Source organism: Halomonas caseinilytica (assembly GCF_001662305.1).
Classification (GTDB): Bacteria; Pseudomonadota; Gammaproteobacteria; order Pseudomonadales; family Halomonadaceae; genus Halomonas; species Halomonas caseinilytica.
Map to the genome: position 1 here is coordinate 226,607 of NZ_BDEP01000017.1, position 25,620 is coordinate 252,226.

General features: G+C 62.7%; 30 protein-coding genes and 1 tRNA gene. 14 read left to right on the forward strand and 17 right to left on the reverse strand.

Annotated features, from left to right (window positions below):
• Positions 1 to 95 precede the first annotated feature (95 nt).
• From A9O65_RS12850 to A9O65_RS12865, 4 genes are read left to right on the forward strand one after another with little or no spacing between them, the layout of a single operon-like run.
• A complete protein-coding gene (locus tag A9O65_RS12850) occupies positions 96 to 728 on the forward strand; it encodes a helix-turn-helix domain-containing protein (RefSeq protein WP_064698484.1) in 633 nt (210 codons plus the stop codon).
• A gap of 55 nt (positions 729 to 783) precedes the next feature.
• Complete coding sequence (locus A9O65_RS12855) at positions 784 to 1,110, forward strand: DUF1244 domain-containing protein (protein ID WP_064698485.1); 327 nt, start codon at positions 784 to 786, stop codon at positions 1,108 to 1,110.
• Entirely contained in the window at positions 1,107 to 1,628 is a 522-nt protein-coding gene (moaB, locus tag A9O65_RS12860) for a molybdenum cofactor biosynthesis protein B (protein ID WP_064698486.1), read from the forward strand. Before A9O65_RS12855 ends, moaB begins: the two co-directional genes overlap by 4 nt.
• Complete coding sequence (locus A9O65_RS12865) at positions 1,621 to 2,838, forward strand: molybdopterin molybdotransferase MoeA (protein WP_064698487.1); 1,218 nt, start codon at positions 1,621 to 1,623, stop codon at positions 2,836 to 2,838. Before moaB ends, A9O65_RS12865 begins: the two co-directional genes overlap by 8 nt.
• 4 nt (positions 2,839 to 2,842) lie before the next feature.
• Here the strand turns inward: A9O65_RS12865 and A9O65_RS12870 are convergent, their stop codons facing one another.
• The 6 genes from A9O65_RS12870 to A9O65_RS12895 all read right to left on the reverse strand — a co-directional run bounded on the left by A9O65_RS12870 (position 2,843) and on the right by A9O65_RS12895 (position 5,637).
• Positions 2,843 to 3,406, reverse strand: coding sequence for an acyl carrier protein phosphodiesterase (locus A9O65_RS12870; RefSeq protein WP_064702299.1), 564 nt, complete (start codon positions 3,404 to 3,406; stop codon positions 2,843 to 2,845).
• Between the two features lies 1 nt (position 3,407).
• Entirely contained in the window at positions 3,408 to 3,764 is a 357-nt protein-coding gene (locus A9O65_RS12875; RefSeq protein WP_064698489.1) for a TusE/DsrC/DsvC family sulfur relay protein, read from the reverse strand.
• Complete coding sequence (tusB, locus tag A9O65_RS12880) at positions 3,764 to 4,054, reverse strand: sulfurtransferase complex subunit TusB (RefSeq protein WP_064698490.1); 291 nt, start codon at positions 4,052 to 4,054, stop codon at positions 3,764 to 3,766. The genes A9O65_RS12875 and tusB overlap by 1 nt, the downstream gene beginning before the upstream one ends.
• A gap of 28 nt (positions 4,055 to 4,082) precedes the next feature.
• Positions 4,083 to 4,460, reverse strand: coding sequence for a sulfurtransferase complex subunit TusC (tusC, locus tag A9O65_RS12885; RefSeq protein ID WP_064702300.1), 378 nt, complete (start codon positions 4,458 to 4,460; stop codon positions 4,083 to 4,085).
• A 45-nt stretch (positions 4,461 to 4,505) separates the two neighbouring features.
• Positions 4,506 to 4,898 (reverse strand): sulfurtransferase complex subunit TusD, encoded by a 393-nt coding sequence (tusD, locus tag A9O65_RS12890; protein ID WP_064702301.1) that lies wholly within the window; start codon positions 4,896 to 4,898, stop codon positions 4,506 to 4,508.
• Between the two features lie 70 nt (positions 4,899 to 4,968).
• The gene (locus A9O65_RS12895) at positions 4,969 to 5,637 is read right to left on the reverse strand and encodes a Bax inhibitor-1/YccA family protein (RefSeq protein WP_064698493.1); all 669 of its coding nucleotides are present in this window, start codon (positions 5,635 to 5,637) and stop codon (positions 4,969 to 4,971) included.
• 253 nt (positions 5,638 to 5,890) lie between these two features.
• Here A9O65_RS12895 and A9O65_RS12900 point away from each other — a divergent pair.
• The 3 genes from A9O65_RS12900 (at position 5,891) to A9O65_RS12910 (ending at position 7,396) form a co-directional block, all read left to right on the forward strand.
• Positions 5,891 to 5,980, forward strand: a tRNA-Ser gene (locus tag A9O65_RS12900).
• 497 nt (positions 5,981 to 6,477) lie between these two features.
• Positions 6,478 to 7,104: a hypothetical protein gene (locus A9O65_RS12905; RefSeq protein WP_064698494.1), complete on the forward strand. Its 627-nt coding sequence runs from the start codon at positions 6,478 to 6,480 to the stop codon at positions 7,102 to 7,104.
• Positions 7,105 to 7,237: 133 nt separating this feature from the next.
• Positions 7,238 to 7,396, forward strand: a complete 159-nt coding sequence (locus A9O65_RS12910) for a YqaE/Pmp3 family membrane protein (RefSeq protein WP_064698495.1) — start codon at positions 7,238 to 7,240, stop codon at positions 7,394 to 7,396.
• 73 nt (positions 7,397 to 7,469) lie between these two features.
• Here A9O65_RS12910 and A9O65_RS12915 read toward each other — a convergent pair whose 3' ends face one another.
• Both A9O65_RS12915 and A9O65_RS12920 read right to left on the reverse strand, forming a co-directional pair.
• Positions 7,470 to 8,204 carry an aspartate racemase/maleate isomerase family protein gene (locus A9O65_RS12915; RefSeq protein WP_064702302.1) on the reverse strand — a complete coding sequence of 245 codons (735 nt, stop codon included), beginning with the start codon at positions 8,202 to 8,204 and terminating at the stop codon, positions 7,470 to 7,472.
• An 18-nt stretch (positions 8,205 to 8,222) separates the two neighbouring features.
• Positions 8,223 to 9,272 (reverse strand): CNNM domain-containing protein, encoded by a 1,050-nt coding sequence (locus A9O65_RS12920; RefSeq protein WP_064698497.1) that lies wholly within the window; start codon positions 9,270 to 9,272, stop codon positions 8,223 to 8,225.
• Between the two features lie 216 nt (positions 9,273 to 9,488).
• Here A9O65_RS12920 and A9O65_RS12925 point away from each other — a divergent pair, with 216 nt between their 5' ends.
• The gene (locus tag A9O65_RS12925; protein WP_064698498.1) at positions 9,489 to 9,737 is read left to right on the forward strand and encodes a GlsB/YeaQ/YmgE family stress response membrane protein; all 249 of its coding nucleotides are present in this window, start codon (positions 9,489 to 9,491) and stop codon (positions 9,735 to 9,737) included.
• A gap of 101 nt (positions 9,738 to 9,838) precedes the next feature.
• On the opposite strand, the gene A9O65_RS12930 is transcribed toward A9O65_RS12925, so the two are convergent.
• Positions 9,839 to 11,545, reverse strand: coding sequence for a potassium/proton antiporter (locus A9O65_RS12930; RefSeq protein WP_064698499.1), 1,707 nt, complete (start codon positions 11,543 to 11,545; stop codon positions 9,839 to 9,841).
• A gap of 248 nt (positions 11,546 to 11,793) precedes the next feature.
• Here A9O65_RS12930 and A9O65_RS12935 point away from each other — a divergent pair, with 248 nt between their 5' ends.
• Positions 11,794 to 12,966 carry an ABC transporter substrate-binding protein gene (locus A9O65_RS12935; RefSeq protein ID WP_064702303.1) on the forward strand — a complete coding sequence of 391 codons (1,173 nt, stop codon included), beginning with the start codon at positions 11,794 to 11,796 and terminating at the stop codon, positions 12,964 to 12,966.
• Positions 12,967 to 12,978: 12 nt separating this feature from the next.
• Here the strand turns inward: A9O65_RS12935 and A9O65_RS12940 are convergent, their stop codons facing one another.
• The 3 genes from A9O65_RS12940 to A9O65_RS12950 form a co-directional block, all read right to left on the reverse strand.
• Positions 12,979 to 13,758 carry an alpha/beta fold hydrolase gene (locus A9O65_RS12940; protein ID WP_064702304.1) on the reverse strand — a complete coding sequence of 260 codons (780 nt, stop codon included), beginning with the start codon at positions 13,756 to 13,758 and terminating at the stop codon, positions 12,979 to 12,981.
• Positions 13,759 to 13,784: 26 nt separating this feature from the next.
• Positions 13,785 to 14,468, reverse strand: coding sequence for a 7-cyano-7-deazaguanine/7-aminomethyl-7-deazaguanine transporter (locus A9O65_RS12945; RefSeq protein ID WP_064698502.1), 684 nt, complete (start codon positions 14,466 to 14,468; stop codon positions 13,785 to 13,787).
• A gap of 126 nt (positions 14,469 to 14,594) precedes the next feature.
• A complete protein-coding gene (locus A9O65_RS12950; protein WP_064702305.1) occupies positions 14,595 to 16,505 on the reverse strand; it encodes a propionyl-CoA synthetase in 1,911 nt (636 codons plus the stop codon).
• Positions 16,506 to 16,906: 401 nt separating this feature from the next.
• Between A9O65_RS12950 and A9O65_RS12955 the strand changes: the two genes are divergently transcribed.
• On the forward strand, positions 16,907 to 17,224 hold the full coding sequence (locus A9O65_RS12955) for an ArsR/SmtB family transcription factor (protein ID WP_064702306.1): 318 nt from the start codon (positions 16,907 to 16,909) through the stop codon (positions 17,222 to 17,224).
• Positions 17,225 to 17,237: 13 nt separating this feature from the next.
• Here the strand turns inward: A9O65_RS12955 and sohB are convergent, their stop codons facing one another.
• Positions 17,238 to 18,275, reverse strand: coding sequence for a protease SohB (sohB, locus tag A9O65_RS12960; RefSeq protein WP_064702307.1), 1,038 nt, complete (start codon positions 18,273 to 18,275; stop codon positions 17,238 to 17,240).
• Between the two features lie 134 nt (positions 18,276 to 18,409).
• Here sohB and A9O65_RS12965 point away from each other — a divergent pair, with 134 nt between their 5' ends.
• Positions 18,410 to 18,715 carry an SCP2 sterol-binding domain-containing protein gene (locus A9O65_RS12965; protein WP_175473444.1) on the forward strand — a complete coding sequence of 102 codons (306 nt, stop codon included), beginning with the start codon at positions 18,410 to 18,412 and terminating at the stop codon, positions 18,713 to 18,715.
• A 28-nt stretch (positions 18,716 to 18,743) separates the two neighbouring features.
• On the opposite strand, the gene nudC is transcribed toward A9O65_RS12965, so the two are convergent.
• The 4 genes from nudC to A9O65_RS12985 are packed head-to-tail and all read right to left on the reverse strand — an operon-like array spanning position 18,744 to position 21,563.
• Entirely contained in the window at positions 18,744 to 19,520 is a 777-nt protein-coding gene (gene nudC, locus A9O65_RS12970) for an NAD(+) diphosphatase (protein WP_064702309.1), read from the reverse strand.
• A complete protein-coding gene (dnaQ, locus tag A9O65_RS12975; protein ID WP_064702310.1) occupies positions 19,520 to 20,287 on the reverse strand; it encodes a DNA polymerase III subunit epsilon in 768 nt (255 codons plus the stop codon). The genes nudC and dnaQ overlap by 1 nt, the downstream gene beginning before the upstream one ends.
• A gap of 39 nt (positions 20,288 to 20,326) precedes the next feature.
• Positions 20,327 to 20,797: a ribonuclease HI gene (gene rnhA, locus A9O65_RS12980; RefSeq protein ID WP_064702311.1), complete on the reverse strand. Its 471-nt coding sequence runs from the start codon at positions 20,795 to 20,797 to the stop codon at positions 20,327 to 20,329.
• Complete coding sequence (locus tag A9O65_RS12985; RefSeq protein ID WP_064698510.1) at positions 20,790 to 21,563, reverse strand: methyltransferase domain-containing protein; 774 nt, start codon at positions 21,561 to 21,563, stop codon at positions 20,790 to 20,792. Before A9O65_RS12985 ends, rnhA begins: the two co-directional genes overlap by 8 nt.
• 101 nt (positions 21,564 to 21,664) lie before the next feature.
• Here A9O65_RS12985 and gloB point away from each other — a divergent pair, with 101 nt between their 5' ends.
• The 3 genes from gloB (at position 21,665) to A9O65_RS13000 (ending at position 25,608) form a co-directional block, all read left to right on the forward strand.
• Positions 21,665 to 22,432: a hydroxyacylglutathione hydrolase gene (gene gloB / locus A9O65_RS12990; protein ID WP_064698511.1), complete on the forward strand. Its 768-nt coding sequence runs from the start codon at positions 21,665 to 21,667 to the stop codon at positions 22,430 to 22,432.
• Between the two features lie 91 nt (positions 22,433 to 22,523).
• Entirely contained in the window at positions 22,524 to 23,729 is a 1,206-nt protein-coding gene (locus tag A9O65_RS12995) for a transglycosylase SLT domain-containing protein (protein WP_064702312.1), read from the forward strand.
• Positions 23,730 to 23,787: 58 nt separating this feature from the next.
• On the forward strand, positions 23,788 to 25,608 hold the full coding sequence (locus A9O65_RS13000; RefSeq protein ID WP_082919926.1) for an extracellular solute-binding protein: 1,821 nt from the start codon (positions 23,788 to 23,790) through the stop codon (positions 25,606 to 25,608).
• Positions 25,609 to 25,620: the final 12 nt, after the last annotated feature.

Consider the following 25,620-nt stretch of genomic DNA (forward strand, 5'->3'; position numbering starts at 1 on the left):
GTCGTCATCGGCCAGATACGGGTCGCCGAGACTATCTGACAGCCCTGATGGTTATGGTAATCTGGTGAAAACTCCGTTTCCGATAGTGAACTCCGATGACCGCCAGCAACGATCAGGACGCTGCCCTGCGCATTGCCTCCGGGCGCAAGCCGTTCGTCGAGCCCCTGCGGCTCGGTGAACGGCTCAAGGAGATCCGCCTGGCCAACGAATGGACGCTGGGCGACGTCAGCGAGCGTACCGGGCTGGCACGCTCCACCCTTTCCAAGATCGAGAACGACCAGATATCGCCGACCTTCACCGCGGTTCAGAAGCTGATCGGCGGCCTCGGCATTGATCTGCCCCAACTGCTCACCCAACCGCGCACCAAGCCGCGCACCATGGGACGCCGCGACCTGACACGCCGTGGCGAGGGGCAACTGCACCCGACCCCGACCTACGAGCACGAGCTGCTCAGCTGCGAACTGGCCCAGAAGCGCATGATTCCCTTCAAGACCATTGTGCGTGCACGCCGCTTCGAGGAATTCAGCGAGTGGGTCCGTCACGACGGCGAGGAATTCCTGATGATCCTCGAAGGGGCAATCCAGCTGTTCTCCGAATTCTACGAGCCACTTCACCTGGCCAAGGGCGACAGCATCTACTTCGACAGCGACATGGGCCATGCCCTGGTGTCGGTCAGCGAAGAAGACGCCGTGGTGCTTTCGGTGTGCACACCGCGGGACGGCCACTGACGAGCCGCCTTGCTCAGCGGCACGCTATCGAATCTCTAGCCAATGGAGCGACACCATGCAGGATTTCGACGATACCACCCGTACCGAACTCGAAGCCGCCGCCTTTCGACGGTTGCTGCGCCATCTGGACGAGAACAAGGACGTGCAGAACATCGATCTGATGATACTGGCCGACTTCTGCCGCAACTGCCTGTCCAAGTGGCTGGTGGCCGAGGCCGAAGCCCGCGGCGAGTCGCTGGACTATGAAGCAGCCCGGGAATACGTCTACGGCATGCCCTACAGCGAGTGGAAAGCGCACTATCAGACCGAGGCGACCCCGGAGCAGTTGGCGGCCCTCGAGGCACGCCAGGCCGCGAAGCGTGAGCGGAGCGACGACGAATGAGCGAGGCGATGATCCCCCTTTCCGTGGCGGTGCTCACCGTCTCCGACTCGCGCACCGAGGAGACCGACCGCAGCGGCCAGGCCCTGGTGGAACGCCTGGAGGGCGCCGGCCACCGGTTGCATGACAAGCGAATCGTCGTCGACGACGTCTACCGGATTCGCGCTCAAGTCGCCGCCTGGATCGCCGAGGCCGAGGTCCAAGTCATCCTGACCACCGGCGGTACCGGCTTCACCGGGCGCGACTCAACGCCGGAAGCCGTCTCGGTGCTGCTCGACAAGCGCATCGAAGGATTCGGCGAACTCTTTCGGCATCTCTCCTGGCAGGAGATCGGCAGCTCTACCGTTCAAAGCCGCTGCCTTGGCGGTCTGGCCAACAATACCGTCGTGTTCTGCCTTCCCGGCTCGACCGGCGCCTGTCTCACGGCCTGGGACGGCATCCTTGCCGAGCAACTCGACAGTCGCCATCAGCCCTGCAATTTCGCCAACCTGGTGATTCCCGAACGAGGCCAGCATGCCTGAGACAGCTTCCCTCCAGCCCGTGGAAGCGGGCCTCGATGCCCTGCTCGAAGATGTCCCGGTGATGCCCGCGGAGAATCTTCCTTGCAGCCAGGCGGCACGTCGCGTGCTCGCCGGCGATGTCATGGCCCGCCTCGATGCTCCCCCCTTCGACAACAGTGCCATGGACGGCTACGCCCTGCGCCACGAAGACGCCGGGCGTACCCTGCCGGTCTCCCAACGCATCGCTGCTGGAGCGAGGGTCACCCCCTTGGCGCCGAACAGCTGCGCCCGGATATTCACCGGCGGCGCCTTGCCTGAAGGCGCCGACTGCGTCGTCATGCAGGAACGCGTCGAGATCACCGACGACGGCATCCGCTTCCCCGACAACATCCCTTTCCACGACAATGTACGTCTTCAGGGCAGCGACGTGAGCGCTGGCCGCCCGTTGCTCGATGCCGGCACTCGCCTCGATGCAGCGGCCCTCGGCCATCTCGCCGGACAGGGCATCACCGAGGTCGCGGTGCGCCGTCGGCCGCGTGTCGCCCTGCTCTCCACCGGAGACGAGCTCATCGAGCCCGGCCAGCCCCTGGCATTCGGTCAGATCTACAACGGCAATCGCCCCATGCTGACACACCTTCTCGAGACCTTCGGGGCTGACGTCACGCATCTGGCGACAGTACCGGACGATGTCGAGGGAACCCGGGAGATGCTGCGCAACGCGGCGCAGCAAACTGATGTGGTCGTCACCACCGGCGGTGTCAGCGTCGGCGAGGAAGACCACGTCAAGGCTGCTCTCGAGTCCCTGGGACGTCTCGACCTCTGGCGGCTGGCCCTTCGCCCTGGCAAACCCCTTGCCCTGGGCCGACTGCCCGACGGCCATGGCGGCGAGACTCGCTTCGTCGGTCTGCCCGGCAATCCGGTCTCTTGTTTCGTGGGCGCCTGGCTCTTTCTGCGCCCCCTCATGGGCGCTCTGCTTCATTGCCCCGAGCTGGCCCAGCTTCCCCGGCTCTCCGCCCACGCCGACTTCTCGACCCGTACTGGTCCGCGCCGCCACTATATGCGCGTGAAGCTGGCGTTCACCCGGGAGGGAATCGTGGCTCACGCCTATCCCGATCAGAAGTCCGGCGTGCTGTCATCCTGCGTCGGTGCCGATGCCCTGGCGGTCATCGAGCCCGATGCCGATATCGCCAAGGGGGATGTCGTCGACTGCCTGTGGTTGCGTGGCGACTAACCCCTCAGGGGGCCACGCTCAATTCCCCCTCGAGATCGTCCCATAAGGCCTCGAAATCCTTCGCCAGCCGGACATAATCGCGCTCCATCCAGGGCACCAGGCGTGCGAGATGATTGGGGCCGGTGATCCGGCGCCCCACGCCGGCCACCGCTCGGCAGGTGAAGGAAAAGTCCGCATAGCCCCTCAGCCAATCCTGGCGTATCAGGGCCGGCATCATGGCCTCCAGGCGAGCCGGTGCGACACGCCCTTCCAGAACGCGATAGCAGCGCATCACCAGGACATCGCGTTCAGGCGTCATCAATTGCCGAGCGAGGAAATGATCCCACAGCAGGTCGAGGGCGATCCCCGCATAGCGACGCTGAGGCGATGGCGCCCTGGCCCTGGCCTCGCGCACGACAGGATGTGCATCGACATAGGCATCCACCCGGCGGTGGTGACGAATACCTCCGGCGACCTCCTCTCCCCAGGCGTCGAGCTCAACCCCCTTGACGCCATCGGCGATGAGATTGCCGTACAGGAAATCATCCGAACCACCTCTCGCCAGCCAGCCGTGCGCCAGAAAGTTCATGTCACAGGCAATGGCTGGGTTTGGGCAGCCCCGCCAGGCGAGCCGCCACCTTGGCAGGGCTGCCGGGAAACAGGCGCATCAGATGGATGGAACGCCCCTTGTCAGGCCCCAGGCTGCGTCCCACCGCCTTGACCAGAGGACGCATGGCAGGTGCCATCTCGTAACGCGCATAGAAGTCGCGCAACACCTCGATCACCTCCCAATGCGCCTCGTCCAGCGAAATGCCTTCTTCGCCTGCCAGCGCCCTGGCAACGTCGGGGGTCCATTGCGTGAGGTCGACGAGATATCCTTCGGGATCGAGGCCCACCTCTGTTGTCTCATCGACCGTTAGATAACGGTATATTTCCGTGGTTGCCATCAGTACCAACTCAAGGTTCGTTCGGCCTGCTCGGTCAAGGTCACGAAGCCCTCGACATCCACTACCTCGACCCGTTCGTCATGGCGATTCATGAGCCCTCGGGCTTCGAGGTCTTCGTGCAGTGCGTAGAGTCGCCCCTCGATACTCGCAAACTCATCAACCAAAGACGGCAATGCCCCTTGCACGCCATCTTCGATGAGCAACAATCGATCCTCGGCCGCCATGGCCGAGAGCGCCTGTTCAACCGCTCGCCCGGCATCCGGAGCACGGTTCACGATATGCAGTTTCATCACTTCCTCATAGGCAGCACGCAGCTCGCTAGAACGTCAGTATCAGGGCATGGCGCTCCACCAGCTCGGCAATGACCGTATCCTCCAGGGCGACAGGGGCCAGCAGCAAATCCTGTTGTGCGATGCCATATCGCGCCATGGCCGGCCCTTCGACGTAGAGAGTTTCGATATCATACATCTCGAGCATCTCGAGCGTCGGGCTCGTGCCCTTCTGTCCGAGCGCTCCTGCCCCCTGACCATCCAGCAGCGCCAGGACACCCTCGCCCATGAACAACAACGCCACCCGCCGGCCGAAGGCGGCTCCCACAAGGGCAGCATCGAGGCCTTCCCGCAACCAGCTCGTGCCGTGAGGGCCGTGGCGCAGGATCACCAGTAGATCGCCATCGGGCATTTCAGCATTACTCATCATCATTCCTTGCGCGAAACATCCGGACCGCTGCCCAATCAATCGCTAAGGGCCGAAGGTCACCAGCCGATCGCAACTCAGCCCAACATCGACGAGCTGGCCGAGCCCCGTCAACTCGAAGGGAGCTTCCACACTGTGGCCAGACTTGCCATGTCGACTCGCTTCTCGCTCGTCCAGCAAGCCGCGTCGCAATGCCGCCGCGATACAGACCTGCAGCGTGACGCCATGTTCGGCATGCAATGCCGCCCATCCATCCACCAGGTGAGGCTCATCCTGGGGAGGCGCCGCCAGCCGGGCGGCGTTGTACACGCCATCATGGTAGAAGAACACAGTCTCCAGCCGATGCCCACGAGCCAGCAAGGCCCGGGCGAAGCGAAGTGCCGAATGACTGGCCTGATCACTGTAGGGGGCACCCATCAACAGGATCGCATAGCGCATGATACATCTCTCTGAACGCGCTGGCCCCGCCGTAGCGGGGCCAGCTTGGAGGTAGACGTCCGAGCTCGGTTCAGTCCTGACTCATGATACCCAGAATGGAAAGCAGGCTGATGAACAGGTTGTAGATGGAAACGTACAGAGTGATGGTGGCGAGGATATAGTTAGTCTCGCCGGCACGGTGCACGATCTCGCTGGTTTGATAAAGGATGGCCGCGGCGGAGAAGAGCACGAAGCCGGCGGAGACCATCAGGGAGAGGCCAGGAATCTGCAGAAAGATGCTGGCCAGCATGGCAAGCACCAGCACGATGGCCCCGGCAAGCAGGAAGTTGCTCAGGAAGCTGAAGTCCTTGCGGGTCACCAGCGCCACGGCGGAAAGCCCCAGGAACGTGAGGCCGGTCATGCCCAGTGCGGTCATGATCAGCTGCGCCCCATTGGGCAGGGTCAGGTAAGCACTCAGGATGGGCCCGAGCGTGAAGCCCATGAAACCGGTAAAGGCGAAGGTCGCCAGAAGGCCGAGGGCAGAGTTGGCGGTCTTGTGGACCAGGAACATCAGCCCATAGGCACCGATGAAGAATACCAGAATGTTCATCTGCTGGACGCCAAGCGCCATGGCGGCGCCGGCCGTCACGGCCGAGAACAGCAGCGTCATCGCCAACAGCCCATACGTGTTGCGCAGCGTCTTGTTGGCACTGACGCCTCGTGACTGCTGATGTGTCACGTGCGTGTCTTGGTAAGCCATTGATCCAGAGCTCCCTGTTTTATGATGATCCAGGCAATCGACACAGAATGCCCCCTGAAGGTTCCCGACGCAAGCGCCCATCCGGACGGCCCCGCCGCTCTTCTCCAAGGGCCGGCGCCTCGTTGTCTGGCAGACGATGCCAGAGACGCGCCTGTACAGTATACGCCACGGGCTCCGTTGCATGGATAACATCTTGATCGGCCTGGGCTCTTGACTCAACGCAAAATATTGGTAGGATACACCGCCGTGAGCCGGAGGGATGGCAGAGCGGTTGAATGCACCGGTCTTGAAAACCGGCGAAGGCGCGAGTCTTCCCAGGGTTCGAATCCCTGTCCCTCCGCCACCTTCTTCAAGGGAATCAGCTACTTAGCTGGTTCCCTTTTTCATTCCCGATAGTCAAAAACTGCCCAAGCGTGCAACGGCGCAGCGCTACCCATTGCCGGGCTTTCCTGCCGCAGGCCGCCCCGTCAAGGTCGTCGACGCAATCTGATATGAGCAAGCCTCGTCACGGACTTGCGCAAAACACCCCATGTTCCACGAAACAACCTGGCAAACAACGCGGCACGTGACCGGGCGTTGAGTCGCTCTATCGCCTGCATTTTTGGGTCCGGGTTGTGAAAGGCCATAAGCGCTCCTCCCTTCTCATCCCCACAGGCTACCACAGAGGCTATCGATCACAGCGGCTATCGAGGTTCGTCGCCTGCCAACGACTAACGACTGGACACGACAATCGCCACAAGAGATCTTCATAACAATCGCGCATCGACTTCGGTTCTTTTCAGAATGTCAGCGGTCCCGCACCATTACGACGTCATTCCTGTCAGGCAAGGAGCGCCCAACATGATCGACTGGATCAGTCAGCACAGCAGTTTTCTGCAGGTCCTCACGAGCGTCGCGACACTCGTGATCTGGATTGTCTACGCCCAGATGTTGCTGGCGGGATTCATCCGGCAACGCCGTCCCAAGGTCGTCATCAACCAGGTCATGGGGTTGTCGACCAGGGGGCGCTGCCTGATCAGCAACATGAGTGCAGAACACATCCATATCGAGTCGGCACATGTCCGACTGCATAGTCACGAGGGGGTCAGACGCTGCACCGTATCCGAGATACAGCGGGAAGAAGACGCCACGACGCCGACTTCGATCCAGGGTGGCACCCTGCAAGGTCCGTTGTCATCGGGGAGTTACATTGATGCCGGAGAGATTCAGCATCTGGTCAGTCGGGCACGCCAGGCCCCCATCGAGGACAAGTCGACACTGTGCCGCGACGAGAATGCCCAGTACGTGCTCGAGCTGCTCGTGCTCTACATCTACAGCTCAGCGCCCGGCATCATGGGCGCAAGCCGCCAGTTCGTGTTCGATGACGATGGGCAGGCCACACCGGCCCATCTGGAGACGCGCCAGCACCGCAACCGGCGCGAACGCAAACGCATGTCGAGACTCTATCGCACTTATCTGGACAGTTAGACGGGACCGATACCTGACATTTCCCGGTCTCATTTCCATCATAAGCTCTGGCATAATGAAGACGCCGGACATCGAAGCCTGGCGTCGTGATCCATTCACGAGCAATCTCAGTCATCATTACCGAGGGATAGAAATGGACATCATCCGTATCATTCTCGCCATCATCTTGCCGCCGGTCGGCGTCTTCCTTCAGGTTGGCCTTGGCCTGCACTTCTGGGTGAACATCCTGCTGACGATCCTGGGATACATTCCAGGTATCGTGCATGCCATCTGGATCATCGCGCGACGCTAGCAAAGAGGACACGCGGCTCCTTCACCGGGGCCGCGGCCTTTCATCACTCGGGCATCAGTCTCGATCGCTCGGTTCAGAGCGTCGCCAACGGCCCCAGCAACGCCTCCGGCAACGGTGCCCCCAGGCGCCGCAGGCCGGCCCACAAGGTCACCTGATTGGCCGTCAGGACCTCACGCCCCACCTCTCGGCACAACGCCGGACGCAAAGCCAGACTATTGATCGCGGTATCGGGTACCATCAGCAGTCGTGCCGACGGATGTGCCTCGCTGAAGCGACGCACCTCCCCCAGGATATCCGCCGTGTTGGAATCGGCGGCATAGGGGCAGTCGAGGGCATGGCTGTGCACTACTTCGATACCGCTCTCGCGCAGGAAGGAGACCAGGCGCAGGGTGACATCATCGGGATAGGGGCTCAGCAGGTCGAGAGACCGGCAGCCCAGCGCCTCGAAGGCTTCACCGAATGCCAGGGCAGTGCTGATGACCGGCACGCCGAGCGTCTCTTCCAGCTCATGGACCTGCCGCCACGCCCACGACAGCCCACCGATGAAGCTGCCGCTGGTGCAGGCCCAGACCAAGGCGCCAATGTCATGTCGACGCACCAGCGCCTCGCCGGCCGGCTGCAGCCGCTCGGTGGCTCCCAGAGCCAGCAGCGCGGTGGTGGTGTGATGACCATCGCTGGGAATTCCGCCTACCGCGATATGCGGCAGACGACTGCCACCCTCGAGGCATTCCGGTGCGTACCATTCATAGTCGTCGGGTCCGTCATCGGGCAACAGGATGCCCAGAGTCGACACGGACGCTTTCGTCATTTCCGCCTCCCCGCGCCATCACGACGACGTTTCGGCCGAATCCTCTTTATTGGGGTGACGACGCCGCAGGTTCTTAGTCCATCGCTGCCTGGCGTACTTGCGCAGGTTGGCGACATTGTCGGTCTCATCGACGATGTCCTGCCCCAGGATCGTCTCGATCACATCTTCCAGCGTGATCAGCCCCAACCAGGTACCCAGGTCATCATAGACGACACAGAGGTGCTGCTTGTCGGCCACCATCATGCTGAATACGCGCTCGACGCTCTCTTCGGCGGCCACCGATTTGACCGGATGCATCAGCGACTTCAGCGTTTCCCCATCGTCAGCGTGGTACGTATCTGCCTTATGGACATAGCCCATCGCCTGCTCGCCACCATCCATGACAGGAAAACGCGTGAAGGCAGCATTGCCCAGGGCCTCGTCGAACTCCGCCACAGTCATCTGGGGCTTGACGGCCATGCATACCGTACGGGGCGTCATCACGCTTCTCACGTCGATCTCATGGAGATTGAGAATGTTGGTGATCACTCGTGCCTCGTCGGCATCCAGAGCGTCCTCTTCGAGCCCGATCTTGGCCAGCGCCTTGATTTCACCGCGCATGTCGGTGTCATCGCCTTCACGACCTATCCGACGAGTGATCCGCTCGGAGAGCCAGACGAAGGGCTTGAGCAACCAGACCATGGCTTCCAGCATCGGGGCGATGAAGCCCGTCAGCGGACGCCAGTAGGTGGCACCGATGGTCTTGGGAATGATCTCTGAGGCAATCAGGATGAGTAGCGTCATCACTACCGAGGCCGCTCCCAGCCAGGCCTCGCCGAACACGACCGTGACCTGGGCACCGACGCCGGTGGCACCGACGGTGTGCGCCACGGTATTGAGCGTCAGAATCGCCGACAATGGCTGGTCGATGTTCTGCTTCAGGCGTGCCAGCCGACGATGCAACGCTGGCTTGGTATCCCGCAGCTGCGCGACATAGCTCGGTGTCATGGAGAGCAACGCCGCTTCTAGCAGCGAACAGAGAAAGGAAATACCGATGGCAACAAGGGCAAAGGTAATCAGCAGTATCATGGGGCCTCGAAAGGATCGCCTAGGAAAGCCACCCAAAGGGTAGCTTCTCAATCATCGCTGATCGCCTGCCACCGGGCAAGCAAGCACCGGCCGGCTGTGACATTCGTTAACGACTGGGATGCCACATCGGCGTGGACAGCACCGCACTGGTCGACCAGACTAATGATCGCCTATCACTTATATGGCAAGACGACGACAACGGATCAGGAGGATCGCATGGGCATCATTTCTTGGATCATTTTCGGCCTCATCGCAGGCATCGCCGCCAAGTTCATCATGCCTGGCAAGGATGGCGGGGGCATCATCATGACCTGCATCCTGGGCATCATCGGCGCCGTGGTGGGGGGCTGGATCAGCACCCTGCTGGGCATGGGTCAGGTGGACGGCTTCAATATCGGCAGTTTCGTGATCGCCATCATCGGCGCACTGGTCGTGCTCTTCATCTACAACAAGGTCGTGAAATGAAACATCTGGGCCGGTCATCATGGCCGGCCCGCTTCTCCTCTCTCTTCCCTCTTTCTCTTCCGTCCTTTCTCTCGCGTCGCATCAGGGTGCCCACGCTCAGCTCAGTAGAGCCGTAGGCCCACCTGGGTTACGCGGTTGCCCTCCATCTTGCTCACGACCCAGTGGATACCGTGCCAATCGACGTCATCGCCCACCACAGGATGACCGCCGACGCGTAGCGACAGGAATTCTTCCAGCGTCATCTCGTGCTCTCCGGGACTCAGCGTCAGCCCGTACGCTTCCGCCAGATCCCCCATGCGCACGTCGCCGGAGAAAGTGAAGGTGCCGAAAAACGCCTTCTCGCGCTTGAGCGTGGCATCACCATTGAACAGCTTGTTGAGCGCCGGCAGATCATCGGTGCGGCCAATCACGCAAAGCACGTCGCCACGACACAGACGCGTCGACCCCTTGGGATGCAGCATCACGCCATCACGGAACAAGGAGGCAATCAAGGCGCCCGAGGGAAAACGCAGCAAACGGATCGGCACGTCCTCCAGATCGCTATTCTCCACCACGTAGACAAACATCTCGAAGTCATTTTCGGCCTGGATACCGAGCGGCCCCCGTCGGTTGGGCGTGACCATGGGGGGCAGCATCACCTTCATGCGGCGTGCCATCCACGGCAGAGAGCCCCCCTGGATGAGCAGTGAAAGCAGCACCACCGCAAAGGCGACATTGAAATACAATGAGGCGTTCTCGACGCCCCCGATAACCGGGAAGATCGCCAGCACGATCGGGACGGCGCCTCGCAGCCCCACCCAGGCGATGAAAACGACCTCGCGCCAGCGAAAACGAAAGAATGGCTTGATGGCCACCAGCACGGCCAAAGGGCGCGCCACGAAGATCAACCCCAACGCCACCAGGGCAGCCGGCAAGGCATACTCGAGCATCTCGCTGGGCGTGACCAGCAGGCCCAGCACCAGGAACAGGCCGATCTGGCTCAGCCAGGCCAGACCATCATGCACCGGAAGAATGAAGTTGAGATGACGCCCCGGCCGGTTGCCGATCATCAGGCCCGTCAGATAGATCGCCAGGAAGCCACTTCCTCCCAGGGCGGCGCTGACGCCGAAGACACAGAAACCAAGGGCCAATGCCAGCAAGGAGTAGAGGCCCGGCGCGAGATCCAGCCAGCTCAGCAGGCGCGCACTCACCCAGCCACCGCCGATACCGATGACGATCCCCAGGCCAAACTGCTGGAGGAAGAACAGCCCGGTCTCCCAGGGACCACCGATATCGCCGACCAGCAGTTCGACCAGCATCAAGGTCAGAAAGATGGCCATCGGGTCGTTGGTACCGGACTCGATCTCCAGCGTCGCCCCGACCCTTTCATTGAGGTTGATACCGCGGCCCCCCAGCATCGAGAAGACCGCCGCGGCATCAGTGGAGCCGACAATGGCCCCGACCAGCAGGCCCTGTACCAGCGTCAGATCGAAGACCAGCATAGCGATGCCACCCACCAGACCGCTGGTCAGGAAGACCCCCAGCGTCGCCAGGCTCAAGGCCGGCTTGAAGCCGACACGGAATGTCTTCAGCCGGGTACGGAGCCCGCCATCCAGCAGGATCATCGCCAGGGCGAGATGGCCGATCAGAAAGGCCAGTGCATAGTCATCGAACTGGATCCCCAGTACACCTTCCTCGCCGGCCAGCATGCCGAGCCCGAGGAAGATCAGCAGCAGTGGCACGCCAACCAGGGTCGAAAGCCGGCTGGCGAGAACACTCAAGGCGATGAGAAAGCCACTGAGCAGAAAAAGGGTATTGATCGAATCCATGCGCCCTACCCCTGGAGATGAAGTTTGATTGTCTCATGACACAGCGAGCATCGCGATGGCCTCATACTGGCCAGGCACCGGCCTGCGCCGATAGACTAGCCGGAATCGCTCGCACCGCAGAAAGTCGCCCGTGAAGGCCCGCGGCTGCCATCATGGGCGGATCGATTCGGGCTGCCGCCCGCCCCATTGCCGGCCCCAACGATCATTGCGGGACAACCGAGCCGGACGTCACCGCTGGAGTCACTGCCATGTTCTCATTTCGCCGGTCGTTACTGGCGCTGGGTATCCTGCTGCTTGTCGGCAGCCTGTTTCCCTCCTTGCATGCCATCGGGATGGAGGAAGGCAACGCCACCGAGCAACGTTATCCGCCATTGAACACCGTCGTCATGGTCCCCGACCTGCCAGCGGTGGCATCGACTGATCCCCTGGAGGCTTACCGTGGCTTGCCCAGCGGCCCGGCGGTGGACACACCTTCCCATCCCATCGCACCGGCGATCGCCCTAGGGCCGCCAGGCCCCATTGCCCCACCGCCGGTCGACCGGCTCACGGTCTCGCTGGACTGGTACCCAAGCCCGCGGCACGCTGCCCTGTACGTTGCCAAGGCGCTCGACATGTTCGAGCACCGAGGGCTGGACATCCGGCTGTCGACCCCCGCCGACCCGGAGGTGCCAACCAAGCTCCTTGCCGACTCGAGAATCGACCTGGCACTGACTCGCCAACCGCTCCTTCATCGGCAAGTCGATCAAGGCATGCCACTGGTCCGTGTCGCCACGCTGGTGGGAGTTCCGCTGACCGCTCTGGTCGTGAGGCGCGATAGCGGCATCGCCTCTCCCGCCGAACTGGCAGGTGCCCGCATCGGCCATGCCGATCAAGACGCGGAAGCGATACTCCTGCCCGCCATGATCGCCGGCCACGACGTTTCCATGGACAGCATCGACACCCCGAACGTTCACTATCGCCTCGAACAGGCCATGCTCGAGGGGCGGGTGGACGCCGTGATCGGCGGCATGCGGCACCTGTTGCCCCGCGCCCTGGCCAACGACGGCCTGGCAACGCGCAGCTTTGCGGTGGAAGACCATGGCATGCCCCGCCACGACGGCCTGATTCTGGTGGCCAATCGCAACAACCTGGCACAGCAGCGTTCAGCCATCCGGCGCTTCGTGTCGGCCCTCGAGGAAGCCACGGCATGGATCCTCAAGCACCCTGACGAAAGCTGGCCCTTGCTCATTGCTACCGAACCGACGCTGGATACGCCCGTCAACCGCGACGCTTGGCCGGAGATACGAGCGCGCCTGACCCAGACACCCGGTGCCTTGAGCCATGGGCGCTACCAGGATGTCGAATCGTTTCTCTTCGAAACCGGGCTGATCAAAGAGCGCCAACCCGTGTCGCGTCTCGCCGTGGATATCAGCTCGCCTTGAGAATCAGCGGCGTCAACTCACCTCGTCGAGAAAGCGATTGACCGCCGCCTGAAACGCCTCGGGCTGCTCGGCATGCAACCAATGTCCGGCCTCCAGGGTCACCAGCTCGGCCTCCGGCAATACCTCGCGCAGGGCCGGCAGCATCTCGTCGGTCACGTATCGCGAGCGCGAACCGCGCACCACCAACGTCGGCCCCGTGAAAGCCCCTTCCCCGGCCGGCTCGGCCATGATGGCATCGTAATCGCCCTCGATCTCGTCGAGTCCGATGCGCAGGCGAAGCCCCCCGGCCTGCTCGTCGCGCTCCAGGTTGGTCGCCAGAAATAGCCGGGTGGGCCGCTCATCGACATGCTCGGCGAGCAAGGCATCCGCCTCCCCACGCGTGGTCGGCGCCCCGCGCTCGAGGCGCCGCAATCCGGCGAAGATACTGTCGTGATCGTGGCCATAGGCTCGTGGCGCGATATCGGCGACGATCAGGGACGCCACGCGTGATGGTGCGAGCCGCGCTACGCTGATTACCACCTTGCCTCCCATGGAATGCCCCAGCAGGTGGGCCTTTTGCACGTCCAGGCGGTCAAGCAGCGCCAGCAGATCTTCGGCCATCGCCTCGTACCCCATGCCCTCGACATGGGGTGACCGGCCATGATTGCGCAGATCCACGGCAATCACCCGGCGTGACTCGCGCCACTTCTTGATGTGCGAGCGCCAATTGTCGGCACTGCCCAGCAGGCCGTGAACCACCACCAGCGGCACGCCCTCGCCACCGGTATCGATATGGTTGAGTGCGACGGGCATCGAAGTCTCTCCTTGTACGGTTGAATTCAAGAACGAGCGCGGGCCTGTTCGGGTGTCACATCCTCGCCGCCGGTCATGGCCACCAGACGACGCGTCAACCAGCCGAGCAGAACACCGTACAACGGCAGGAACAGCGCCAGGCTGATGCCAAGCTTGATGGCATAGTCCACCCAAGCGATTTCGGGCCAGTGGGCCGCCATGAAAGGATCAGGGCTGCGGTGGAAGGCAACCGAGAAGAAGGCGAAGGTATCGGCCAGATTGCCGAACAGTGTCGACATCGCCGGCGCCACCCACCAGGTCCGCAACTGGCGCAGTCGATCGAATACCGTGACATCCAGCAACTGGCCAACCACATAGGCCATGAAGCTGGCGAGCGCGATGCGTGCCACGAACAGATCCCACTGGGCCAGCGCCTCGAACCCGGCGAACCCGCCCCGGGGAAAGACCACCGAGACGACATAGGACACCAGCAACGCCGGGAACATGACCCGAAAGATGATGGCCCGGGCCGGCTCCTTGCCGAACAGCCGCACCGTGAGGTCGGTGGCAAGAAAGATGAAGGGAAAGCTGAAGGCACCCCAGGTGGTATGCAGGCCAAAAAGGCTGAACGGCAACTGAACGAGATAGTTACTGGCCGCAATGACCAGAATATGAAAGGCAACCAGCAGGACCAGGCAGCGGCGGGTCTGGGCGGCGGACAACACGAACATCAAGACAACCTTTTTGGCGGGAGGGGTGAGGGAACCCTCATGGTGATGGGCAAGCCGGGACAGCGGCGCGACGCACGCATTATACGCACCTGCCGGCACCCGGCCAAATGCCGTGCCCAGTGCCGTTCATTCCATGCGAGCCTGCCCCGAGGCACCGACATCGTGTTGCCGCATGGCGTCGTGGACCGACTCAAGGCTCGCCGGATCATCGATGGTCGAGGGAACGCCGTACGCTTGGCCATCGGCGATGTTGCGCAACAGCTTGCGCAGGATCTTACCGGATCGCGTCTTCGGCAGCCGATCGACCACCAGCACCTGACGAAAGCAGGCGATCGGCCCGATCCATTGCCGTACTCGCTCAATCAGCTCAACCTCGAGCGAGGCCTCGTCGCCGGTGAAGCCATCCTTGAGAATGACCAGGCCTACCGGCACTTGCCCCTTGAGTGCATCCTGGATACCGATCACCGCACACTCGGCCACTGCGGGATGCGCGCCGACCACCTCCTCCATCTCGCCGGTAGACAAGCGGTGCCCTGCCACATTGATCACGTCATCGGTGCGCCCCATGATGAATACATAGCCCTCTTCATCGACATAACCGCCATCGCCGGTCAGGTAATAGCCAGGGAAGGCAGCCATGTAGGCCGAATGGAAGCGTTCGGTGTCCCGCCATATGCCACTCAGGCAACCGGGCGGCATGGGCTCCTTGATCACCACGGCACCCTGTTCCTGAGCCACGGCACGACGCCCTTCGCGATCCAGCACCTGGACATCGAATCCCGGCACGGGGACTGTCGCCGAGCCAGCCTTGATCGGCATCGGCTCCAGCCCGAGGAGATTCGCGGCCACCGGCCAGCCGGTCTCGGTCTGCCACCAGTGATCGATGACCGGCACATCGAGTCTCTCCTGCAGCCAATGGAACGTCGGCGGGTCCAGACGCTCCCCGGCAAGGAACAATGACGCCAGGCATGACAGATCATATCGGGAGAGCCATTCGCCCTCCGGGTCCTCCTTCTTGATGGCCCGGAAAGCGGTCGGCGCGGTAAAGAAACTCTTCACCCGATAGTCGGCGATCAGTCGCCAGAAGGCTCCCGCATCCGGCGTGCGAACCGGCTTGCCTTCGTACACCACAGTGGTGCAGCCCCTCAGCAAAGGGGCATAGACGATGTAGGAATGGCCAACCACCCAGCCGACATCCGACGCCGAGAAGAAGACCTCTCCCGGCGCCATGTCATAGATCTTCTCCATCGAATAATGCAACGCCACACCATAGCCGCCGGTATCGCGCACCACGCCCTTGGGTCGGCCCGTAGTGCCGGAGGTATAGAGGATATAAAGGGGATCGGTAGCCTTGACCGGCACGCACGGCGCCGGTTCGGCCGCCGCCTCGAGGGTTGCCCAGTCGTGATCCCCTGCACCGAGTTCAGCTTCATGCCGCTCGCGTTGCAGCACCACACAGGCGGCCGGCTGATGCGCGCTGCGCGCCAGCGCCTCATCGACGATGGGCTTGTAGGGAACGACCCGGTCGATCTCCACACCGCAGGAAGCCGTCACGACGACCCGTGGCTCGGCATCCTCGATCCGAACCGCCAGCTCATGGGGTGCAAAACCCCCGAAGACCACCGAATGCACGGCACCGAGACGAGCGCAGGCCATCATGGCAACCAAGGCTTCGGGCACCATCGGCATGTAGATCACTACTCGGTCGCCATATTTCACGCCCAGCTCGCGCAATGCACCGGCGAAGCGCGCCACGCGATCCAGCAGCTGGCCATAACTCAGGGTTCGCTTCTGCCCGGTGACCGGCGAATCCCAATGAATGGCGGCCAGCTCGCCTCGCCCCTGCTCGACATGGTGGTCCAGAGCGGCGTGGCAGAGATTGAGTTCACCGTCCTCGTACCAGCGCGCATGCCCCTGGTCATCGTAACGCAGAATGGTTTGCGGAGGCGTGAACCAGGGCAGACGCCCGGCCTGCTCGGCCCAGAAGAGCTCGGGGGACTCAATGGAACGCAGAAACTCGTCTTGATAGCGGGACATTCGACATCACCTCGCATCGGAGCGGTTCGCTTCGGGACCCTTCATATCGAACAGTGCTGTTCGCGTTGTTCACATGATTGTTGACACCCTAGACCACCCCTGGGCCGAAAAACCTCCGACCATTGGCTAGACTTCGACAAAAGAACGAAACCCGTTCGAAGCATTGTCGACAAGCAGGAGAACCCCGGACTCGTACACGCTGATTCAGCCATTGAGTCAGCGTTGAATCGCGGGTGGTCAGCCCGGTGGGCTATAGTGATGAAAGATTGTTGAGTAATGCCTGAATCAGAGAACCGAGGTGACAATGGCATCCGGTGGAGGGCTGCCGAAGGACCCATCAAGACCCGGTGACCGGCGAGGGAAAGTGCGGCATTGGGCTCGCTAGCTCAAGGGGGCACATCATGACCAACGCTCAGCGCCAGGCCAAGCGCCTGCTGGATGGAGGCGACACGGTCGTCGACCAGGCAAGCGCGCTACTCAAGGCGATGGCCAACGACAATCGCCTGCGGATCCTCTGCTTGCTGGCCGGGGCGGAACTTTCCGTGACCGAGCTCAACCAGCGACTCGCCCTCAGTCAGTCCGCCCTGTCTCAACACCTCGCCATACTTCGCCGGGAGGAACTGGTCGCGACCCGGCGCGCCTCCCAGACGATCTACTATTCCCTGCAGGGCGAGCGCGCCAATACGCTCATCGAGGCACTCGGCAAGCTGAAGCTGTGACGCTGGCGCGATCTCAACGCTTCTGCCAACGGCTGGCATCGAGCGCTTCCAAACCACGCTCGACACTGCGCTCGATGCCGTGCGATACCGAAAGCCCCAGACGCTCGGCGAGTCCGCGTCGCTGCTGAATGCTAAGGGCAATGACCTTGGCATCCTTCATGCGCTCGGCAAGATACGCCTCGCTGGTGCCAATCTCGTCGACCAGCCCCCTGGACAGTGCCTCCGTGCCATGCCAGGCCTCGCCGGTGGCCACTGCCTCGATATCCAGGTCAGGACGGCGCTCGGCGACATAACGCTTGAACAGGTCATGCACCGTATTCAGCTCGGCCAGGAATTTCTCCCGACCTTCCTCGGTATTTTCACCGAACACTGTCAAGGTCCGCTTGTACTGCCCCGCGGTGAGAACATCCACATCGATGTCATGGCGTTTGAGCAGGCGATGAACATTCGGCAGCTGAGCCACCACGCCAATCGAGCCCAGCACGGCAAAGGGCGCCGCGCGCAATCGATCGGCACAGCAGGCCATCAGATAGCCTCCGCTGGCCGCCACCTTGTCGACACATACCGTGGTGGAGAGACCCGCCTGACGTAGCCGATCCATCTCGGCGGCGGCATGACCATAGGCGTGGACCAGCCCGCCCGGCGACTCCAGGCGCACCACCACTTCGTCGCCTTCGCTCGAGGCATCCAGCACGGCCGTGATTTCCTCGGCCAGCTTGCCGGTACCACTGGCCTTGAGATCGCCATGAAAGTCCAGTACCCAGACCGTCGACCGAGCCGATTCATCGGCATCGCCTTTCTTGCCCCGCGTCTTGTCGTCTCGACGGAATGCCTTGGTCATTCGCTTGCGTGCCGCCGGCTCGCTGGCGGCCAGACGCAGGCGTCGCAACCGACGTCGACGCCTGGCATTGAGCTCCTCCAGCTTGATCTGGCTGCGCTCACCGCCTCCGGAGCGCGACCTCGCCACGACCACCATCACCAAGGCAATGAGCACCACCACCACCAGCAACTGAGCCAGGAACATGCCGAGCTCACCAAACCATTCGTTCACGATACGACTCCTCTGCGCGTTTCGACTCACATGCTGACGTCAGTGTACCGATGGAACAAGCTAGCTTGATTAAAACAGTCGTTTTAAATACGCTTGACCCACCTTCCACCACAATGCGACACGGGAACCTTGCCATGTCCACTTTCGACAAGCTCCATGCCCGTTTCGATGCCCAAGCTGCCCAGGGCATGAACGACATCTTCCAGTTTCACTTCAGCGATGCCGAGGATCACTATCTCAAGATCCAGAATGGTGAGCTGGAGATCTGCGCCGGCGAACACGACGACCCGTCGGTCAGCCTGAGCCTGAGTACCGAGACCCTGAAAGGCATCATGTCCGGAGAGATCAATGGCATGACCGCCTTCATGACCGGCAAGTTGAAGGCCGCCGGCAACGTCATGCTGGCCACCAAGCTGACCAGCCTGTTTCCCGCCGATTGAAAACGAAGCCGATCACTGGCTTCCGGCGCTATTGGCCCCTGGCCCCTACCTCGGCGAGGTGCGTGTCGATCAAGGCGCGAGAGATGGAATATACCGGCGGCAGCTTGGGCAATTGCCTGGGCGTGAACCAGGCGGCATCGCTGATTTCCACGCCATCGATACGGATTCGCCGACTGGCGGCCTCGGCAAAGTAACCAAGCATCAGGGAGTGCGGGAAGGGCCAAGCCTGGCTCTGGAAATAGCGCAGCCGGCCCAGCGCCACGCCGACCTCTTCCTCGACTTCGCGACGCACCGCCTCCTCGGCGGACTCACCGGGCTCGATAAAGCCCGCCAGGGTCGAATAGCGACCGGCAGGAAAACGTGGACTACGCGCCAGCAACATCGATTCCCCATGGGTCACCAGGGTAATGATGCACGGCGAGATACGCGGATAATTGCGCTGGCCGCACTGTGCACACTGCATGGCGAACTCGCTGTCGAGCCGCGTGGCCGGCGCGCCGCAGCGGCCGCAAAACCGATGGTTGCGCAGCCAGGCCCCCACCTGAAGCGCCGTGGAGACCAGCGGAAACCAGTCGCCCGGCAGGCTCGCCAGCCAATCCCTTCCGTCAAGCCAGTCGCAGCCGGCCTGTTCTTCCAACGACAGGCCCACCGGTTCGCCACCCCACCAGCACAGCGGCTGCACGCCGGCCTGCCAGCGACTCGGCGCCTGCAGGGGCCCGCCATCCTCACCAGGCGCGATGCGTCCCTCGGCGAGCCGAATCAGACGCCCCGCCGTTGCATCATGGGGCAGCTCGCGCTTCAGCATCAGCTTCCCTCCCGGGAAGCGCCCGGCCATCCTTCCAGGCCGTCCCATCGACACTGCCCCGAGGCTTCTCGAATGCTGGCCAGCTTGTCACGATGCGCCTGCCATTCGGCCTCGTCCGGCTGCCGGACACTCAACTGACCCGGCGCCAACGAGAGGCGTCGAATCATCAGGCCGCCACTGTTGTCGGTCTGCCCCGTGTCATCACTGGCGGAGGCATCCAGTGACAACGCCGTCTGCCCGCCGGTCATCGCCAGGTAGACATCAGCAAGAATCTCGGCGTCCAGCAAGGCGCCGTGAAGCACGCGATGGCTGTTCTGGATATCGTAGCGCTTGCAGAGCGCGTCCAGGTTGTTGCGCTGCCCGGGATGCTTGTCGCGAGCCAGTTGCAACGTATCCAGGATACGGCAGTGCTCGGCCACCGGCCCCAACACCGGCTCGCCACGTGCCTTGTTGAGCATGGCAAGCTCGTGATCGATGAAACCGACATCGAAGGGAGCGTTATGGATGACCAGCTCGGCGCCCTCGATGAAGGCCCAGAAGGCATCCGCCACGTCGGCGAAGACTGGCTCGTCGGCAACCTTCTCATTGGTGATGCCGTGGACTTCCACGGCCTCGGCCTCGATGTCGCGCTCCGGGTTGATGTACTGATGATAGGTGTTACCGGTCAATCGTCGATTGACCATCTCCACCGCACCGATCTCGATCAGTCGATGTCCCTCGCGTGGATCGATGCCGGTGGTCTCGGTATCCAGAATGATCTGACGCATGTGGTGTCTCGTGCTCGGCTTTCAGGGAAAGATCGACATTCAGGCGTTGGCCTGCATCTCATCGATGGCCTCGTTGGCCAGGGCATCGGCACGCTCGTTGCCGGGATGACCGCTATGCCCCTTGACCCAATGCCATTCGATGCGGTGCCGCCGGGTTTGCTCGTGCAGGTCTCGCCACAACTCGGCGTTCTTGACGGGCTTGCGCGAGGCGGTCTTCCAATCGCGCTTGATCCAGCCATGTATCCATTCGGTGATGCCACGGCGCAGATACTCCGAATCGGTCCACAGCGCGACTCGGCAAGGGCGTTTCAGGGCGCGCAGTGCCATGATGGCGGCCATCAACTCCATGCGGTTGTTGGTCGTCCTGGCCTCGGCTCCCTTGAGGGCCTTTTCATGCTCGCCGCTGAGCAGCAAGGCCCCCCAGCCACCTGGTCCCGGATTTCCCCGACATGCCCCATCGGTATAGATCGTCACATCGCTCAATGCCTCTTGGGGCGTTTCGTCATTCACCCTCTGTCACCCTTTCCGGTTGTGGCCCGAGCCGCGTGGCGCCCCCCACGGCGGAGCCGGGCAGCGACGGCGCAAAGGACATCCGCCCGCGCCGGGGCTGGGCCAGTTGGGAGCGGCGTCGGGCATGAATCATGTAGCAGTCGCTCAGCGGCAGATTATGCCGCCGTCCAACGGCCTCCAGCACGGCATTTCGCGCCAGCCCGCCGGGCAGACGAAAGCCGCAGTAGTCTACCCGGTGCGTCTCGAAGTCGACAAACGTCAACCAGTCGCGCAGCCGAGCCGGGCTGCGCCAGCGCCCCCGACCGGGAAAGTGGCGTCGCTGTTCGGGCCACAACCGGGCCCATCCCGCGATACCGAACGGTAACCAGCCAAACAGCACCAGATGGCCCTCGTCGGCGGTGACTCTCACGGCTTCCTGCAATACATGGTGAGGGTTCGGCAACACCTCCAGCAGATGATGCACGACCACCAGGTTCAGGCATCCATCGGGCAATGGCAGGGCATCGGGCGGGCAGACCAGGGTCGACGGCGTTTCGGCGAACGCCTCCGTCGGCGCCCAGCGCAAGGAATGATGCACCGGGCACATGTCCGTCAGTGCGGGGCCGAAGCCGAGCTCCAGGGCATGGGGACCAAACCAGCGTTCGCACAGCGGTCCGATGCAAGCCCGTTCGGCTCGCCAGATCGCCTGTCCCGGCGTACTGGCCCAGTAACGCCGTCCTTCCTCGGCCAATCGCGCCAGGGCTATCGCTTCCCGCGAATTTGACATGATCCGCTCTTCTCTCCACAGTCTACACTTTTTGCGATTTGCCCCGAGTCAGGTACCCTCGGCACCGCCGAGTCCGGCCGAGCCGCGAGGATAACGAGTCCATGTTGAGCGTGACACCGATTCCAGCCTTCAGCGACAACTATATCTGGCTATTGCGTCAGGATACGAGCGACAGCGTCTGTGTAGTCGACCCCGGCGATGCCTCTCCTGTCATCGAATGGCTGGAACGCGAGGGACTGACGCTCGGCACGATTTTGATCACTCACCATCACCCCGATCATACCGGAGGGGTGTCGGAGTTGATCCAACGTTATTCGCCTCGTGTCATCGGGCCTCACAACCCCTCGATCACGGGCATCGACGAACCTGTCGGCGATGGCGATGAAATCCGGGTGATGGGCCGCTTGTTCGATGTGCTCGAACTGCCCGGCCATACCCTCGACCATATCGCCTTCTTCACCGCCGGCATACCGCCCCTGCTGTTCAGTGGCGACGTGCTGTTCAGCGCCGGCTGCGGCCGGCTGTTCGAAGGCTCTCCCGAGCAGATGCATCAGTCGCTTTCACGACTCGACAACCTGCCCGAAGAAACGCTGGTATTCGCCGCCCATGAATACACCCTGGCCAACCTGCGATTCGCCAAAGCCGTCGAACCGGACAATAGGGACCTGGTCGAGGCCGAGCACGAATGCCTGCGCGCCAGAGAACTCGAACGTCCCACGCTACCCAGCACCCTGGGCCGTGAACGTCGCATCAATCCTTTCCTGCGCTGTGACAAGGAAGGGGTGCGCCGGAGCGCATCGGAGCACGGCAGCACCGACACCGAGCTGGCAACCTTCACCACCCTGCGCGCCTGGAAAGATTCCTTCTGACACCCTCTTTGGAAACGCCCTTTGAAAAGGGCCGCTGGACGACCGGCTCGGCGCTCTGTGTGCCAAGCCCCGGCGCCCCGGAGACCCTTGCATGACCTATCACACAATGCGTCGACGCCTGTTCGGCTTCGCCAGTTCCCTGAGCTTGCTCGGCGCCCTGTTGGCGACCGCCCCCTACAGTCTCGAAAGTCAAGCCGCCACCATGCCTGCCGATCGCGCGACACTCGGTGCCACCTCGCAGGATACGGCTACCCTGGCTCGTTCCCGTTCACAGTCGATGGCCACTTTCTGGGGTGCTCTCGACCTTCAACCCAAGGATGCCTGGGAGCGCCTGCGCGCCAGCTTCGAATGGCGTGACCAGTGGCGTGCCGACGCCGGCCATGCCAGGGTCCAGCACTGGATCGACGAATATCGCTCGAGCCCGGAAAATATCGCCAAGATCACCGAGCGAGCCCGTCCCTGGTTGACCTGGATTGTCCAGCAGGTCGAAGCTCGCGGGCTGCCCGGTGAAATCGCCTTGGTCCCCTTCATCGAGAGCTCCTTCGATCCCGAGGCTCGCAGTCACTTCGGCGCAGCTGGCCTGTGGCAGATCATGCCGCGTACCGGGGAAGCCCTCGGTCTGCGTCGCAACAATGCCTGGGATGGCCGTCTCGACGTCGTGCGTTCCACGGAAGCGGCACTGGATTACATCGAGATGCAGGCCGACCAGTGGTACGAGGGCGATATCGAACTCTCCCTGGCCGCCTACAATGCCGGCGCCGGGACCGTGAACCAGGCCGTTCGCCTCGCCCAGTCGCAGGGCCATGCCGGCGAATACTGGGACCTGAGCCTGCCGGCGGAGACCATGGACTATGTCCCCAAGTTGCTGGCCATCGCCGCGATCATCTCCGAACCCCAGCGCTATGGCGTCAATCTTCCCGATATCGAGGGTGGCCCGGCATTCGCCCAGGTGCCGGTGACACGCCGCGTGACCCTGGACGAAGCCGCCCGCCTGGCAGGCGTTCCCGAACAGCGCCTGGCCGAGCTCAATCCCGGGCTTCGCGCCGGAGTCGCTCATCCCCACCAGGTCGACAATCTCCTGGTACCGATGGGGCACGCCCAACGCCTCGTGGCCGCCCTCGGATCACCGATGAACGATGCCGACGACGGCGCGGTCCATGTCGTCCAGCGAGGCGACACCCTGTCTTCCATCGCCTCCCAGCATGCCGTGGCGGCCGCGGACCTCGTTCGCTGGAACGGCCTCGACCGACCCGACGCTTTACAACCCGGGCAGCAGCTGACACTTTCCGGTGGATGATACTGAGGCGCGTCCTGGCACGCGCCGTCTTGTTGACGCAGGGAAAGGATCCTCTCCGATGATGCGACTGCTCCTGCCGCTGATGGCGGTCATGGCCAACGCCTCCGCCATGGCCGCCGACCCCGCCGATGTTCCCACCCGACACGCACTTGCCCTTTACGGCGAGCCGGCACTGCACGAGGATTTCTCCCACTTTCCCCACACCAATCCGGACGCGCCGGTCGGGGGAACCCTGACCCGTGCCGCAACGGGCAGCAGTTTCGACTCGACCAACCCGTATATCGTCCAGGGAACCCCGGCCGCCGGACTCGGCAACACCTACGACACCCTGCTCACCCGGAACCCGAACGAGCCCTTCACCATGTATGGGCTGCTGGCCTCCGGCATTCGCCTCGACCCGCAGCGGCACTGGGTCGAGTTCGACCTCGACCCCCGGGCGCGCTTTCACGACGGCACGCCGGTCACGGCCGAAGACGTGCTCTTCAGCTTCAAGACACTTACCGAGAAGGGGCAACCCTTATACGGAGCCTACTATGCCGGTGTGGCCGATGTGCGCGCCGTGGACGAGGACACCGTGCATTTCGACCTGGCCGGCAGCGAGTCCCGCGAGCTTCCCTTGATCCTTGGCCAGATGCCGGTACTACCCGCCCACTACTGGCAGGATCGCGACTTCACCCAACCCACTCGTGATGCCCTGCTCGGTTCGGGCCCCTACCGGATTGCCGAGGTCGACCCGGGCCGCCGCATCGTCTACGAGCGCGTCGACGACTACTGGGGCCGGGACCTTCCGGTCAACCGTGGTCGCCATAATATCGACCGGCTTATCTTCGACTATTACCGCGATGCTTCCGTGGCCATGGAAGCCTTCAAGGCCGGCAACCTGGACTTTCGCATCGGCTCCACGGCCCGCAACTGGGCGACCGGCTATGACTTCCCTGCCGCCAATGACGGCTTCGTCAAGCGCCTTGAGATCCCCGACGGCCAGCCCGCGGGCATGCAGGCCTATGTCATGAACCTCCGGCGCGACAAATTCCAGGACGTGCGCCTGCGCGAAGCCCTGAACCTTGCCTTCGACTTCGAGTGGCTGAACAAGAACCTCTTCTACGGCGCCTATCAGCGTACCCACAGTTACTTCGCCAATTCTGAAATGGCCGCTGAGGGACTCCCCAGTGACGCGGAGCTGGCACTGCTCGAGCCTCATCGCGACGCCCTGCCCGAGCGCGTCTTCGACTCGCCCCTGCCCATCGACATGCCCGAGGAACCCCGCGCCCGCCTCCGACGTGCCCATGAACTGCTGACCGAAGCCGGCTACACCTATCGTGACGGCCAGTTGATCACGCCCGACGGTGAGCCCTTGCGACTCGAGGTACTCCTGCACGACACTCGCTTCGAACGTATCGTGCATCCGCTGTTGCGCAACCTGAAACGGCTGGGCATTCAGGGCAAGATCCGTGTCGTGGACGTCAACCAGTACCTCAATCGCCGGGGCAACTTTGACTTCGATATCATCGTCGGCAGCTTCCCGCAATCGGCCAGCCCCGGAAACGAACAACGTGAATTCTGGGGCAGCAAGTATGCCCACGCTCCCCAGAGCAGCAACCTCATCGGGCTGGAAAACCCGGTCATCGACGATCTGGTGGAGCGCTTGATCGCCGCCGATACGCGCGCCGAGCTGGATACTGCGGCCCAGGCCCTCGATCGCGTGCTGCGCTGGGGATTCTACGTGATTCCCCAGTGGCACCTGCCAGGCACCCGACTGGCCTTCTGGGACAAGTTCGGCTGGAAGGAACCCTTCCCGGAATACGGCCTGGACCTGGACGCCTGGTGGGTCGATCCGCAACGCGCCACCCAAGTCGAAGCCCGCCAGAATGGCAACTAGTTCTCCATCACC